Origin of the sequence: Erwinia sp. Eh17-17 (assembly GCF_039675725.1) — a bacterium.
In the GTDB taxonomy this organism is placed as follows: Bacteria; Pseudomonadota; Gammaproteobacteria; order Enterobacterales; family Enterobacteriaceae; genus Erwinia.
The window spans coordinates 474,019-488,575 of sequence record NZ_JBDFQT010000002.1; the positions used below are offsets into that span (position 1 = coordinate 474,019).

At 57.4% G+C, this 14,557-nt stretch carries 13 protein-coding genes; 5 read left to right on the forward strand and 8 right to left on the reverse strand.

What is annotated here, in order from left to right:
* Complete coding sequence (locus ABEH87_RS07560) at positions 1 to 534, forward strand: DUF3833 domain-containing protein (protein ID WP_346576185.1); 534 nt, start codon at positions 1 to 3, stop codon at positions 532 to 534.
* 73 nt (positions 535 to 607) lie between these two features.
* Positions 608 to 712 (forward strand): protein YohO, encoded by a 105-nt coding sequence (locus ABEH87_RS07565; protein WP_004156777.1) that lies wholly within the window; start codon positions 608 to 610, stop codon positions 710 to 712.
* 45 nt (positions 713 to 757) lie between these two features.
* On the opposite strand, the gene idi is transcribed toward ABEH87_RS07565, so the two are convergent.
* The 4 genes from idi to bglX all read right to left on the reverse strand — a co-directional run bounded on the left by idi (position 758) and on the right by bglX (position 6,001).
* Positions 758 to 1,312: an isopentenyl-diphosphate Delta-isomerase gene (gene idi / locus ABEH87_RS07570; protein ID WP_346575365.1), complete on the reverse strand. Its 555-nt coding sequence runs from the start codon at positions 1,310 to 1,312 to the stop codon at positions 758 to 760.
* Positions 1,313 to 1,442: 130 nt separating this feature from the next.
* Positions 1,443 to 2,552, reverse strand: coding sequence for a suppressor of fused domain protein (locus tag ABEH87_RS07575; RefSeq protein WP_346575367.1), 1,110 nt, complete (start codon positions 2,550 to 2,552; stop codon positions 1,443 to 1,445).
* A 238-nt stretch (positions 2,553 to 2,790) separates the two neighbouring features.
* A complete protein-coding gene (locus tag ABEH87_RS07580; RefSeq protein ID WP_346575369.1) occupies positions 2,791 to 3,657 on the reverse strand; it encodes an oxygenase MpaB family protein in 867 nt (288 codons plus the stop codon).
* A 46-nt stretch (positions 3,658 to 3,703) separates the two neighbouring features.
* Positions 3,704 to 6,001 (reverse strand): beta-glucosidase BglX, encoded by a 2,298-nt coding sequence (bglX, locus tag ABEH87_RS07585; protein WP_346575371.1) that lies wholly within the window; start codon positions 5,999 to 6,001, stop codon positions 3,704 to 3,706.
* 187 nt (positions 6,002 to 6,188) lie between these two features.
* On the opposite strand from bglX, the gene dld reads away from it, so the two are divergent.
* On the forward strand, positions 6,189 to 7,910 hold the full coding sequence (gene dld, locus ABEH87_RS07590) for a D-lactate dehydrogenase (RefSeq protein WP_346575373.1): 1,722 nt from the start codon (positions 6,189 to 6,191) through the stop codon (positions 7,908 to 7,910).
* A gap of 97 nt (positions 7,911 to 8,007) precedes the next feature.
* Here the strand turns inward: dld and ABEH87_RS07595 are convergent, their stop codons facing one another.
* Positions 8,008 to 10,440 carry a DUF3772 domain-containing protein gene (locus tag ABEH87_RS07595; RefSeq protein WP_346575374.1) on the reverse strand — a complete coding sequence of 811 codons (2,433 nt, stop codon included), beginning with the start codon at positions 10,438 to 10,440 and terminating at the stop codon, positions 8,008 to 8,010.
* A 175-nt stretch (positions 10,441 to 10,615) separates the two neighbouring features.
* On the opposite strand from ABEH87_RS07595, the gene ABEH87_RS07600 reads away from it, so the two are divergent.
* Positions 10,616 to 11,143, forward strand: coding sequence for an N-acetyltransferase family protein (locus tag ABEH87_RS07600; protein ID WP_346575376.1), 528 nt, complete (start codon positions 10,616 to 10,618; stop codon positions 11,141 to 11,143).
* Between the two features lie 59 nt (positions 11,144 to 11,202).
* On the opposite strand, the gene pbpG is transcribed toward ABEH87_RS07600, so the two are convergent.
* Together pbpG and ABEH87_RS07610 are read right to left on the reverse strand one after the other, a co-directional pair.
* A complete protein-coding gene (gene pbpG, locus ABEH87_RS07605; RefSeq protein WP_346575378.1) occupies positions 11,203 to 12,156 on the reverse strand; it encodes a D-alanyl-D-alanine endopeptidase in 954 nt (317 codons plus the stop codon).
* A 169-nt stretch (positions 12,157 to 12,325) separates the two neighbouring features.
* A complete protein-coding gene (locus tag ABEH87_RS07610) occupies positions 12,326 to 12,913 on the reverse strand; it encodes a Yip1 family protein (protein WP_346575380.1) in 588 nt (195 codons plus the stop codon).
* Positions 12,914 to 13,145: 232 nt separating this feature from the next.
* Here ABEH87_RS07610 and ABEH87_RS07615 point away from each other — a divergent pair, with 232 nt between their 5' ends.
* Positions 13,146 to 13,715 (forward strand): DedA family protein, encoded by a 570-nt coding sequence (locus tag ABEH87_RS07615; RefSeq protein ID WP_346575382.1) that lies wholly within the window; start codon positions 13,146 to 13,148, stop codon positions 13,713 to 13,715.
* Between the two features lie 74 nt (positions 13,716 to 13,789).
* Here the strand turns inward: ABEH87_RS07615 and ABEH87_RS07620 are convergent, their stop codons facing one another.
* The gene (locus ABEH87_RS07620; protein WP_346575384.1) at positions 13,790 to 14,443 is read right to left on the reverse strand and encodes a DUF1028 domain-containing protein; all 654 of its coding nucleotides are present in this window, start codon (positions 14,441 to 14,443) and stop codon (positions 13,790 to 13,792) included.
* Positions 14,444 to 14,557 lie beyond the last annotated feature (114 nt).

Here is a 14,557-nt window from a genome sequence, read left to right on the forward strand (position 1 = left end):
ATGTGGAAATCCCTGTTACTGACGTGCAGCCTGTTACTGTCGGGCTGTGGCACCACGCTGGAGGAGTATCAGCAGGCCCAGCCAAAGATTGATATTTTCAGCTGGTTCAACGGTGAATCACGCGCCTGGGGAATGGTGCAGGACTACAGCGGCAAGCAGATCCGCCGCTTTGAGGTAGCAATCCAGGGTCAGGTGGTCGGTGACACCCTGACGTTAAACGAAAAGTTCGTCTATGACGACGGCGAAAAACAGACCCGCATCTGGCATATTCGTCGTCTGGCCGACGGCAGCTACGTCGGTACGGCGGGCGATATCATCGGTACGGCGAAGGGCCAGGCCAGCGGTAACGCTTTCAACTGGCGCTATACCATGACGGTTAAAACTGACGACAGCAGCTACAAACTGAACTTCGATGACTGGATTTATCAGCAGGATGCTGACCATCTGATGAACGTCACCTCAATGAAGAAATTCGGTATTGAAGTGGCACGCGTCACGTTGTTTTTCACAAAACAGCCCGCAGCGGCACAATAAACCCCCTTCACTGGCTTAATTCCCTGGGGCGAAAGCGCTATACTTCGCCCTCATTTAAAAAACAGGCAACGTTATGAACTGGCAAAAGATTGGTGTGGTGTTTATTTTTCTGCTGATGGCGCTCGGCGGTATTGGCGGCGTCATGCTGGCCGGATACACCTTCATCGTTCGTTCCTGACAGGACGCCCGGAATACCCGTTTCAGTGCGATTTGCGACGGCGGGTTATGTGCAGACGCGGGCAACCTGCTGCTGCCCGATAAAACGCGCAAATTCCGCCGGAATACGGGCAAACGTCAGCAGGAACCAGGGGGTAAACCGCTCCGGGTATTGCGCCATTTCACCCTGAATGTCGTCCAGTGAACGGTAGCACCATTCGTCGGCCTCTTCCGGGTTGATGTCAGGCGGTGTATCGCTGATGGCGAAAAAGACATGACCGTATTCATGCTCAGTCAGACCATTGCTGAGAGGAAGGTTATAGCTGAGCTCGAACACCGGCTGTAGCGTCAGATGCAGTCCCATCTCTTCGGCCAGACGACGCTCGGCGGCATGTCGGGTAGACTCATGCGGGTAAGGATGTCCACAGGTGGTGTTACTCCACAGCCCGCCACAATGATACTTCCCACTGGCGCGGCGCTGTAACAACAGCTGATGGTCAGAGTTAAACACGTAAACCGTCACCGCACGATGCAGCAACCCCTTTTCGTGAACCTCTATTTTTTCCATCTTACCGGTAGGACGGTCCTGATCATCGACCAGGATAACTTCAATTGCAGACATGCCGACTCCTCAGAACTGATAGTCACTATTCTGACATAAGAAACGGCTAATGATCTGCACAAAATCGTGCTGTGTGTAACGTTAACGGCGACAGGATGTTATCCCGACGTTGCAGCCGGGATTGCTCCTGTCACTCTTCGACGTTCACCACCTGCTGACGGGCGCGGAAAATATGTCCGCTGCCGTACTGCAACAGCCGTGCGATCAGCTCCTGCCCGGCGTGTTCTTCAGTGCGGGCAAACTCGCGTTCCGGCGTGGTGATCGGCGCGGCCCACAGCAGATTAACCTTCTCACCGTCTCGTTTTGGCAGCGGGAACTGACCGCTCTCACGCCCCAGCGCGGACGAAAGAATAAACCCTTCGAAGCCTACCGGGGCGACCGCCGATTCCAGCGTGTGTCCTTCCCCCAGCCAGCTGAGACGCGCCCACGGCATATGGGCAAAACCCGCCAGCGCGCTGGCCATCTGCACCGCATTCTCTTCCGTCATCACTTCGGCATCGATGGCGATGGCCAGCTCGGTGCGCCGGTATTCGGGAGCAAGGTCTTCAAACAGGAAATCCACCCACGGCATAGGACGAATACACATTCCCAGCGTCAGGAAATACCAGCTGCCCTGATGATAATGCTGCGAAATAGCCATCGGGGGCCAGTTACCCTGGTCGATAGAGTAATACTTCAGTGACTCGCCGTACTGTGCTTCATAACATTGCAGCATCTCCTGCTGGAAGGGTTCCCACAGCTGGCCATCATGCCACTCGCGCCAGAACTGACGGTGCTGCTGCGCGGCAGCATAATTTTTATTAGTGGAGGCAGAACCCAGCGGCGAGGTAAGGCGGTTGGCCTTAATGCAGCCGGCGGAAAAACTCACCTGCTGATCCTGATACAGGCTCCAGCCGGGGATCACCGCCAGCAGCTGTCCCTGATACCATAATGCAGCGCCGTCATCGCTCGGCTCCCAGACGATCTGGAGCCCGGCCGGATCGAGCATCGGCTCGGCGGCCAGCGTGCGGCAATACTCTGCGCTCAGCAGCGGTGGTGTTCCCTGCTGCATGGCAGCCACATCTTCCTGCAAAGGGGCGGGCAGCAGGTTACGCAACCAGCAGCCGCGCACGGCATACTGCTGGCGAAACTCTTCGGCCGGCCAGATATAGAAATACGCGGTGCGCTCATCCTGTTCAACGATGGCGATAAGCGTCTGCTGCTGATTAGTCACTTCAGCAATCTGATAGGGCTGTGTCATAACGCCTCGACGGTATGTGGAGGGATACATTCCCTTGAGAATAGATGAGAATGGCGCGTTACGGGACATCGGGGCAAGGGTAAAAGTCTCAAAATGTCTGCGACAACAGCATAAAACAGAGCGGTCGAGGCCTGTCCCGCCCCTGGACTTTACGCTGACAGGTATCGGGTCGGGGTCAGAGGCAGGAAATCACCCGTCCATCTCAGTACTGTTGCGCAGGCGATATAGTGAAAAGAAATTAGCGTCCGACGCGCGTCATTGCGCGCTGCAAAGCCCCGCGGCGAATAGCCCAGCGCAGCATGGCGGCAATGACGTGGATACGGGCGTGGATAACCCGGCGCCTGAGTGGGGAAAAATGCAGGCCAAAGTCTTGCAGCGCCCACGCGGGGAGCAGCGCGACGCCGGCAAGCAGGATCGCTTTCATCGCCGGGCGTGCCTGCCAGCTGGGAGCCGGGGCATTCATCAGCAGCGACAGCACCTCGCGGGTGCGCTCGTCGCAGCGCAACTGCGGCCGCATGGCCTGTAAATAGCGCTCAACTGCATCCACGCTTTTAGGGACATTTTCCGCCCCCAGGGCTTCTGCAACCTGTGCAGCTTCGGCGTAATAGCGGTTCTGTTCGCTCAGGCTGAGCTGTGGATCTTTATAGCGCAGATGAGCGGCGAGAAAACAGTACGTTTCGGCAACGTGAACCCAGGTAAGCAGGGCAGGATCGCTGGCGGCATAGGGGTTTCCGTGCGCGTCCACCCCGTTCACACGCAGATGGATCCGTTTCACGCGCTCGATCAGGATACGGGCATCGGCCGTATTACCGAAGGTAGTAACAGCAATAAACTGGCTGGTACGCCGCAGCCGCCCCATCATATCTTCGCGAAAGGTGGAGTGGTCCCAGACGCCCGCCAGCGGCAGCGGGTGCAGCATCTGTAGCAAAAGCGCGGAGATGCCGCCGCACAGCATTGACGTGAAGTCACCGTGTACCCGCCAGATCACGCTGTCCGGTCCGTAAAGGCCGGGGTCACCTGGCGGCTGTGACAGGTCGAATTCATTCAGCGACAGGCCGTTTAAGCGGAAAACCTGCTGCTGAATTCTGTCGCGTAAATTAACCATGTCCTTGCCCATTCAACGGGCGCGGCGCACCGCGCCCCGACCCGCTTTACAGATAATCAAATTCCGCATCAACGGTACGCGCTGAATCCAGGCCAATCATCACGCTGAATTTACCCGGCTCTGCCACCTGCTGCATTCTGGCATTCCAGAACTTCAGCGCGCTGACGTCTATCGGGAAGGTCACGGTTTGCGACTCTCCGGCCTTCAGCATAATGCGCTTGAAGCCCTTCAGCTCTTTCACCGGACGGCTGATGCTGGCCACTTCGTCGCGCAGATAGAGCTGAACGACGGTGGCACCATCACGCTTACCGCTGTTGGTCACCGTCACGCTGGCGTTCACCGTGCCGTTACGTGGCATCGTTTTGGCGGACATTGTCACCGGCGACAGCGTGAAGCGGGTATAGCTTAACCCGTAACCAAACGGGAACAGCGGACCGTTAGCCTCATCAAAGTAGTGTGAAGTGTACTTGTTCGGATTTTCGAAGTTATACGGACGCCCGGTATTCAGGTGATTGTAATAGATCGGGATCTGCCCCACTGAACGCGGGAAGGACATCGGCAGCTTACCGGACGGGTTATAGTCACCGAACAGCACGTCGGCAATGGCGTTACCGCCCTCCGTACCGGCATACCAGCTTTCCAGCATCGCATCCGCCTGCTGAACCTGATGGGTCAGCGTCAGGGCGCGGGCATTCATCAGCACCATCACGATCGGTTTTCCGGTCGCTTTCACCGCATCAATCAGCTTCAGCTGACTTTCCGGCAGCGTCAGGTCGCTGCGGCTGGACGCCTCATGGGCCATCCCGCGCGCTTCACCGATCGCCAGCACCACGACATCTGCATTTTTGGCAGTTTCCACCGCCTCATCCAGCATCTGCTGCGGGGTACGCGTATCGACGGTCATCGCTTTTTCATACAGATTGATGAAGTCCTGAATCCCTTTATCGTCGGTGACGTTGGCCCCTTTGGTATACAGCAGCGTGGCTTTACCGGCAGTGGCATTTTTCATCCCCTGCAACAGCGTCACTGACTGTGCCGCCACGCCTGCCGCAGACCAGCTGCCCATAATATCGATCTGGCTGTCGGCCAGGGGACCAATCAGCGCCACGGTGCCGGATTTTTTCAGCGGCAGCGTCTCCAGGCGGTTTTTCAACAGCACCATACTTTTGCGCGCCACGTCGCGCGCTTCTGCGCGGTGCAGGCGGCTTTCCGCGTTGGTATCTGCCGGGTCACTGCCGGCCGGGCCTAAGTGGCTGTACGGATCGTTGAACAGCCCCATATCATATTTTACATTCAGCACGTGGCGCGCCGCGTCATCAATCTCGGCCTCACTGACTTCACCACTTTTTACCAGCCCCGGCAGGTATTTGCTGTAATACTCGTCGCTCATGCTCATATCGATGCCGGACTTCAGCGCGATGCGTACCGCGTCCTGCGGGTCACGCGCCACGCCGTGTTTAATCAGCTCTTTAATCGCACCGTGGTCGCTGATGGTGATGCCTTTAAAGCCCCAGTCTTCGCGCAGCACGTCTTTTAACAGCCAGCTGTCGGCGCTGGCCGGAACCCCGTTCAGTGAGTTCAGCGCCACCATGACCCCGCCACTCCCTGCATCCAGCGCCGCTTTATACGGCGGCAGATAGTCCTGGAACAGGCGCTGCGGACTCATATCCACGGTGTTGTAATCGCGTCCGCCTTCCACGGCGCCATAGGCAGCGAAGTGCTTCACGCTGGTCATCACCGAATAGCGATCGGCCGGGCTTTTACCCTGCATGGCCTGCACCATGGTGCGCCCCATCACTGAGGTCAGATAAGTATCTTCACCGAAGCCTTCTGAGCCGCGTCCCCAGCGGGGTTCACGCGTGACATCCACCATCGGTGCCCAGGTCATATTCAGCCCGTCATCGGCGGCTTCATAGGCGGCAATACGGCCAACTTCGGCTACGGCATCGGTGTCCCAGCTGGAGGCCAGCGCCAGCGGAATTGGGAACTGCGTACGCTGGCCGTGGATCACATCATAAGCAAAGAACAGCGGGATCTTCAGGCGGCTGAGCTGCATCACCTGGTCCTGCATCGCCCGGATATCATGGCGCGTCACCGTGTTGAAAATCGCGCCAACCTGACCCTGATGGATCATATCGCGCACCGCTTCCTTCGGCGTATCCGGCCCGACGCTGATCAGCCGAAGCTGGCCGATTTTTTCGTCCAGGGTCATTTTTTTCAGCAGTTCGGTAACAAAAGCGTCACGCGCCTGCGGAGTAAGTTGATGTGGGCCGATAAGATCGTCGGCGAACGCTGGCTGAATTGCCAGGCTAACGGCAAAGCTGACAGAACAAATCCATTTCATCTGATGGTTTTCTCTCAAGTGTCTGTGGCGTATCTGATATTTACTGCACGATACCGATGGATGCAGTGTGTCACACCTTGAGAATAGCAGCTAGTTTTCAGGTCACGAATCACAGAGGTCTCAGACGGAACTTTATTGCCCGGCGGCGAGTGCTAAAGTAGTACGGTGATACTGACAAGGACATGACATGCACACTTCCCAACAGGCAGGACAAAAACTTATCGCTGAACTGGGCCGTATCGTGGGCCGCAACCATCTGTTAACGGAACCAGAAAAAACAGAGCGTTATCGAAAGGGGTTCCGATCGGGCGAAGGCGATGCGCTGGCCGTGGTGTTTCCCGGCACCTTGCTGGAGCAGTGGCGGATTTTACAGGCCTGCGTCGCCGCCGACGTGATTATTCTGATGCAGGCGGCCAATACCGGGCTGACCGAAGGTTCAACGCCGAACGGCAACGATTATCCGCGCGATATCGTGATTATCAGCACCCTGCGCATGGATAAAATTAAGCTGCTGGACGAGGGAAAACAGGTGCTGGCCTTTCCCGGCAGTACCCTGTATCAGCTGGAGAAAGCCCTGAAGCCGCTGGGCCGCGAGCCGCATTCAGTGATTGGTTCGTCCTGTATTGGCGCGTCGGTACTCGGCGGCATCTGTAATAATTCCGGCGGTTCGCTGGTCAAACGCGGTCCGGCTTACACTGAAATGGCGCTGTACGCACAGATTGATGCCAGCGGTAAGCTGCAGCTGGTCAACCACCTTGGTATCAATCTGGGGATGACGCCGGAGCAGATCCTCGGCAGGCTGGATGATGACGGCTGGCAGCAGAGCGATGTGCTGCACGACCAGCGCCACGCGTCCGACCCGGACTATGCAGAACGGGTGCGCGACGTTGATGCCGACACACCGTCGCGCTTTAACGCCGATGCCCGTCGCCTGTTTGAAGCCTCCGGCTGTGCCGGCAAGCTGGCCCTGTTCGCGGTCCGGCTTGATACCTTTGCCAGCGAGAGTGCCCAGCAGGTGTTCTACATTGGCACCAATGATACGGCGGTGCTCGACCAGCTGCGCCGCCATATGCTGGCCAGCTTCACCCACCTGCCGGTGGCCGGAGAGTATATGCACCGTGATATTTTTGATATTGCGGAGACTTACGGCAAAGACACTTTTGTGATGATCGATAAACTCGGCACCGACAAAATGCCGCTGTTCTTCACGCTCAAAGGGCGTGTGGATGCTCTGCTGGCGCGCATCAAATGGCTGAAACCCCACTTCAGCGACCGTGTGCTGCAAAAAGTTGCCGCGCTGCTGCCGTCACATCTGCCGCCCCGCATGAAACAGTATCGCGACCGTTTTGAACACCATCTGATGCTGAAAATGTCCGGTGAGGGCGTGGCGGAAGCGCGGGCCTATCTGCACACCTTTTTTAACGATGCCGAAGGTGAGTTTTTCGAGTGTGAAGGGAAAGAAGGCGCGCACGCGTTTCTGCACCGCTTTGCCGCTGCCGGTGCGGCCGTGCGTTATCACGCCGTGCATCATGAGGAAGTGGAAGAGATTCTGGCGCTGGATATTGCCCTGCGCCGCAACGACCGCGACTGGTTTGAAAAACTGCCGCCAGAGTTTGACGACGCCCTCACCCACCGTCTGTATTACGGCCACTTCCTGTGTCACGTATTCCATCAGGATTACATCGTGAAAAAAGGGGTGGATGCGCACGCGCTGAAAGAGAAGATGCTGGAAATTCTGCACGCCCGCGGCGCAGAGTACCCGGCAGAGCATAACGTCGGCCATCTGTATCAGGCGAAACCGCAGCTGAAGGCCTTTTACCAGCAGCTTGACCCGACCAACACGTTTAATCCGGGCATTGGAAAAACCACGCGAGCGAAGCACTGGGGTGAATGCGGTTGCGATAAATAAACGCGCGGGGCGACAGAAACGCAAACGCACGGGGCGACCGGAACAGAAACGCGCGGGGCGACCGGAAAAAAAGGTCGCCCCCTACGGGGCGGGGGAATTACTCCTCCGGGGCGTCCTTCAGTACCATCTGACCATTCTTGCGTTCGATGATCATGGTTTGCGGTGTAGAGAGCATCACGCCCTCTTTACGTAAACGGGTCAGGATATCAAACAGCAGGTCGCTTTTTGCGCCGCCCACCTGACGCGGGCTGGCCACGTTACCGGTGACCGACAGCACAATGCCGGTGGAGGTCAGATCTTTAAACGTGACCGACGGCTCCGGGTTTTCCAGAATACGCTCATTCTCGTTGTACACCTCCAGCAGCAGCTGGCGTACCTGCTGCGGGTCAATATCCAGCGGGAAGGTCAGCGTAATGGTCGCCACCCCCTGCGCGTTGCCCATGGTGGCGTTACGCACGTTCTGCGAGATCAGCTGTGAGTTCGGCACAATCACCGTCGATTTATCGCTGAGCTGGATCTCGGTGGCGCGCACGTTGATGCGGCGAATATCGCCTTCAATGCCGCTGATACTCACCAGGTCGCCCACTTTTACCGGGCGTTCCGTCAGCAGGATCAGGCCGGAAATAAAGTTCTTCACTATCTCCTGTAAGCCGAAACCGATACCGACCGACAGGGCGCTGACGATCCACGCCAGCTTGTTCCATTGCAGCCCCATAATCGACAGCGTCATCAGGATCACCAGCACAAAACCGATATTGCTGAACAGGGTGATCAGCGACAGGCGCATCCCCTTGTCCATGGTGGTTTTGGGCAGAAAATCATGCTCCAGCCAGCGTTTTACCGACCGCAGCACCCAGATGCCCACCACCATGCAGATCAGGGCGTTGACCATATGGGAAGGCACTATATTCAGCGACTCAAGGCCCTTGCCGCCCCAGAACTCTATGGCTTTCTGCACCAGTTCAATCGGTGTCGAACTGCCAAAGGTGCCATTCAGCAAGGCCATGGCGGCGGCCAGTACCAGGAAGGTTTTTCCTATCGCCGCCAGCACCGCAGCCACCTGCCCCAGATGGCGCTCATCAATATTCAGTGAGGTCTGAATTCGCTTGCCGGAGGCGTTGTTGGTTGAGAACAGGCTTTCACAGCCGTCGGCAACTAGCTGGGTGCAGATATAAAACGAACCAAAGACAATCCCCATCCAGATCAGCTCATAGCTCAGGAAGCGCGCCAGCGTAATGTAGCCGATAAGCAGGGCGATCATGATCGCCACGCCAATCAGCGTCAGCGCCATTTGAATCAGCCCCACCAGAGTGGATTTCGCTTCCGGCTGATTCCCCTCCAGGATCATGCGGCGGCGAACGCGGTTGGTACGCATACTGATTGACAGCGCCGTGGCACCGATCAGCAATGCCGTCATACCGTTGGCAAAGATGGTAGTCCCGACGCTGGTGCTGGCGCTGCTGTTAAAAATCTCTACCGTCTGGAAGATAAAGACCAGCGCGGCCGTCAGCGGAGGGTAAGGCTTTAACGCCATCGCCACTTCATTCGAGATATTCGGCAGACGCCATGAAGGACGACGGGTAGAGAGGAAAGCGCGGCCTAAACCGGCAATCAGGCCGCAGAAAACACTGAGTCCGACCAGCTTGTCGGCAAAATCACGCACATCATCAATGACCTGATCGTGACGGGTAAATGCCTGATCGAGGAAGTTAAACGCCAGCACCACCGCCGCGAGCGTGGTGGCAGCCGTCGCGGCAGCCAGGAAACTCCGGCGCAGACGGCCCTCCGGCAAATGATGGATGCCCACCCAGGCGAGGAACTCCTCCAGATAGCGGCGCCCCAGCGTTGCCACCAGCCCGGCGGCCAGCAGCCAGGCCAGGGTGCCAAAGCGCCAGCCGGAATCCCATGACAGGGCCGCTGTCGTAGCCAGCTCATCGACAAAGCCGCTGATTTTCGCGCTGTCATCGCTTTGGGTGTTAAACAGCGGAGCCCAGAAACGCGGGCCGAGAATACTGCCTGCATTCAGCGCCAGCTGGGTTTTCAACGCATCGCGGCGCAGGTTAACGATTTGCGCAGAAAGATTGATCGCTCCGCTTTTTATCGCCTCCGCCTGCTTGATCTGATCATCCATTTTCCCTTTCTGGCTTTCCAGCTTATTACGTTTGCTGGTCACCTCTGCGGTCTCTTTCACGCCGCTGTTGGCCTGCGGAGCCGGACCGAGTACCGCCAGCTGCGCCTGTAGCTGCGCACGCTGCGGAATAATACCCTGCATCAGGGTATCGGCATCGCCTGACAGCTCCAGCGCCAGATCGTTAAGCGCCGTCAGCTTACTGTCATTGGTCTCACCGGAAACCTGCTGTTTGATCTTATCCAGCACCTTCTGCATTTTCGGCAGTTCAACGGATGCATTGACCTTCGGAGGCGCATCACTTTGCTGCGCATCATCGTTATTTGCAGCCAGTACCAGTTGAGGCGATAGCGCCACCAGCGCCAGCAGACAAACACGGAGAAAAGTTAACAAGCCAGACATGTACAGGTTCCTGATACCAGGACAGCGCCGGGTGGCGCATGTCAAATTCCGGCTAGTTTATGCTTTTGGCCTGGCCGGGACTATAGGATTCTTGATGTAAAAATAAGGTCGTTATCATAAGAATTTTCTATGACCTCATGCTACCGGGTTGTGGCAAGTTGATAAGAAAATTCGCATGGAACTAACGATGTCCCTCCCCCATTCTGCCGCGGTAGTCCGCGACGCCACGACTGCCGATATTGACGCTATCACGCTGATCTATGCCTGGCATGTGCTGCACGGCTGCGGCTCGTTTGAAGAAACGCCGCCTGACGCAGCCGAGATGAGCGCGCGCTATGAAAAAGTCTGTTCGTTTGACCTGCCGTGGCTGGTGGCGGAACTTGACGGTCAGGTGGTGGGATACTGTTATGCCACCCAGTATCGCCCGCGTCCGGCCTACCGTTTCACCATCGAAGATTCCGTCTATATTGCCGCCGAAATGGGAGGGCGCGGCATCGGCAGCGCCCTGCTGAGCGCGCTGATCGCCCGCTGTCAGCAGGGGCCGTTTCGCCAGATGCTGGCCATTATCGGCAACGGTGAACGCAATGCCGGTTCACTCAATCTGCATAAGAAACTGGGCTTTGAGGTAGCAGGCAACTTCCGCGCCGTAGGGTTTAAACACGGTGAATGGCGGGATACGCTATTGATGCAGCGGGCATTATAAGCGGGACGACCGGGAAAGAAGGCCGTCCCTACGGGTTAATCACCCGTTCGCCAGCGTCATTAATCTGCCGCGCTGTCGTCGACCGTGCGGTTGCCCGCAAACTGTGAGGCCTTCTGCTTTTTATAACTCAGCGCAGCCGGAGGCACCGGAGACACTTTGCCGGTTTCCATCCACTTACGCAGGCGGTTTGCGTCGGCAAAGTGGGTGTATTTGCCAAACGCATCCAGCACCACCAGAGATACCGGACGGTGATTGATCACCGTACGCATCACCAGACAGTGACCGGCTTCATCGGTATAGCCGGTTTTCGTCAGCTGAATATTCCAGTCCGGGCGATACACCAGATGATTGGTGTTACGGAACGGCAGGGTGTAATTCGGGTTACGGAAGGTCGCCATATCTTCATGGGTGGTGCTGAGTTCCCCCAGCAGCGGATAGCGTTTGCTGGCAATCAGCAGCTTGCTGAGATCGCGCGCCGTCGAGACGTTCTTAATCGACAGCCCGGTCGGCTCAACGTAGTGCGTGTTACTCATGCCCAGCGCACGCGCTTTGGCATTCATCGCGCGGATAAAGGCGTCGTAGCCGCCCGGATAGTGGTGTGCCAGGCTGGCAGCCGCACGGTTTTCCGACGACATCAGGGCCAGCAGCATCATATTTTTACGGCTGATTTCGCTGTTAAGGCGCACGCGGGAGTAAACGCCGCGCATTTCAGGCGTATGGCTGATATCCACGCTCAGCAATTCATCCATCGGCAGGTGAGCATCCAGCGTCACCATCACGGTCATCAGTTTGGTAATTGAGGCAATGGGGCGCACCAGATCCGGATGGCTGGCGTAGATCACATTCTGAGTGTTCAGGTCAACAATCATGGCACTGCCAGAGGCAATTTCAGGCTGAGCGGATGTCGTCGCGACAGCAGGCTGATGAGTTCGGGCATCGGCCTGATTCACAGCACCCTGAGCAGAAAACAGCAGAACCACACTTAATAAAGACAAACGAATTTTTGCAGGCATCGTGAAGACTTAACGGCTGATAATGGGGAGTGTGGAGGCCACACGCCGCTTCCCGCAGTATCACGGGGGCTGGCGCACGCATAATACGCCGGAAGTTAAGGATTATCCTACAGGATATTCGTTTCTGAGCGTTACCAACAGACCGCCGGTTTCCCGGCGGTACAGACGGTCAGAATAGCTGATAACCATAGCCCCAGATCACCACGGTCAGCGCCAGCAGCACTTCAAACACCAGAATGCCGATGGCCAGCGTCGATCCGGACAAACGCAGGCTCTCTTCACGGTCAATGTTGAGAAACAGTGGAATACCGACGTACAGCAGATAGCCAGTGTAGGCCAGAGCCAGCGCGCCGACCAGCACACACAGCCAGACCAGCGGATACAGCGCGACCAGCCCGCTGATAAACAGCGGTGTCGCCACATATCCGGCAAACACCCGGCAGTTGGAGAGCGACGGGCGCTGTGGGTAGTCACGCGCCATCCACCAGATCACCCGGCCCATCACCGCCACCCCCAGCAGGATCAGCGCGTAGAACAGGATCGCCAGCGTAAACGCACTGGCAAACGACAGCGGGATGGTGCGCTCAACGCCAATATCCCAGCCAATTTGCGTGGTGCCAATAAAGGCGCAGATCACCGGGATCAGCGCCATCAGCAGCACGTGGTGAGTGTAATGATGCGAGAGGGTTTCATTCTCTTGCTTAATATCGCGCATTTCCCGACCCGGATGCGCAAGCAGTCCCCAGACATGGTTCATAGCGTCACTCCTCTGTACAACTGTACAACGGACCGCCAGCAGGCACTGTTCCGGGCGGCATCTCTTCAAGTATAAGCGGCCCTCATCGGTTTGTTCCTCATCCGGCCTGCAATTGCATTAAGCGCTTCATTACGCATAAAAAATAAAGCCTGAAACCCGCGCTGAGGCTGCAAGTTTTGCCAGACGGGTTAGACTTAGCGGCAAAACTACAATACGGAGTACCGGTTTACCGATGGATGTGAATACGCTGATTTCCCAGTATGGCTACTGGGCGCTGTTTATTGGCTGTCTGGCTGAGGGCGAGACCTTTACCCTTCTTGGCGGCGTCGCGGCCCACGAAGGGTTGCTGAATTATGGCTGGGTTCTGCTGGTGGCGATGTGCGGCGGAGTTCTGGGGGATACCGCACTGTTCTTTGTCGGCCGCCGCTACGGCGAGCCGATCCTCAAACGTTTCAGGAAGCATCAGCAGCAAATTGACCGCGCTAACCGCCTGATCCGCAAACGTCCGGTACTGTTTGTCATTGGCGTGCGCTTTATGTACGGGCTACGTATTGTCGGGCCGATTATTATCGGAGCCAGCAGGCTGTCGCCGCGTAAATTCCTGCTGTTTAACCTGATCGGTGCCGCGCTGTGGGCGGTGATTTTTGTTTCGCTGGGCTATCTCGGCGGTCGGGTGATTGCGCCGTGGCTGCATCAGCTCGATCACCATCTCAAACATCTGTTCTGGCTGCTGCTGGCGGTGGTGGTGGTCTGGGGCGCGCGCTGGGCAGTGAAACACCGCAACAGGAATAATCAGGACTAAAGGTCAACCTCGCGGGCGGACCGAAACAGAAGGTCCCCCTTCAGGTTGACATCCAGACTGCGCCAGATCCACGGTCAGGAGGATGAGTGCCCGCCGGGTAACTGGCGGAAAAAATCTGCATAGGTCGCTCCCCTCACCTGCTCCAGCACCTCCGCCAGCTGCGCCAGCGGCGCTGCCGACCAGTCAACGCGCAGATCGATATCCGCATAGGCCCGGCGGTCCCACACTTTCAGCGCCGCAGAACGAATGCCGCGCCGGTCGCCCCCGGCCCGTGCGGCCGCATTCAGCGCCGCCAGCATCCGCTCCGCCAGCGGTAAGTGCTGTGCGGATGCAAACGCGTCCTGCATCGCCTGCAGCACCTGTTCTCCGGCCAGCATATTGCCCGCGACTGCCAGCTGTGGCCCCGCCACGCTGCCAAACCACGGCCCGCACTGGCTTCCGCTCCAGTGCGCGGTTGCTCCGGCATTATCGATAATACACAGCTGACGCCGTTCGCGCTCTTCATCCTCCTTCAGCAGCAGGTGCAGCGTCTGTTCAGCGCTCAACCCGGACCCCAGCATCGCCAGACCCTGGCTGCCATACAGCGGATTGGTCAGTGCCTGAGTGGCAATCGCCCCCGTGCGGGACTGCCCGTGGATCACCAGCGCCCCCACCGCAGGCCCGCCCGTGGCGGTCGCCGCCGCCAGCGCGCCGCTCTGCGCATCCCGTGCCACAATGGAAAAGGTCATTACGCCCTCCTTCTGTCAGGCAGATCAAATTTATATGGATAAATTATTGCACTTAACGCTATTTATACGCATAAATAACAAACAGGACAAACTTTGTTCATCCGCATGTCACAC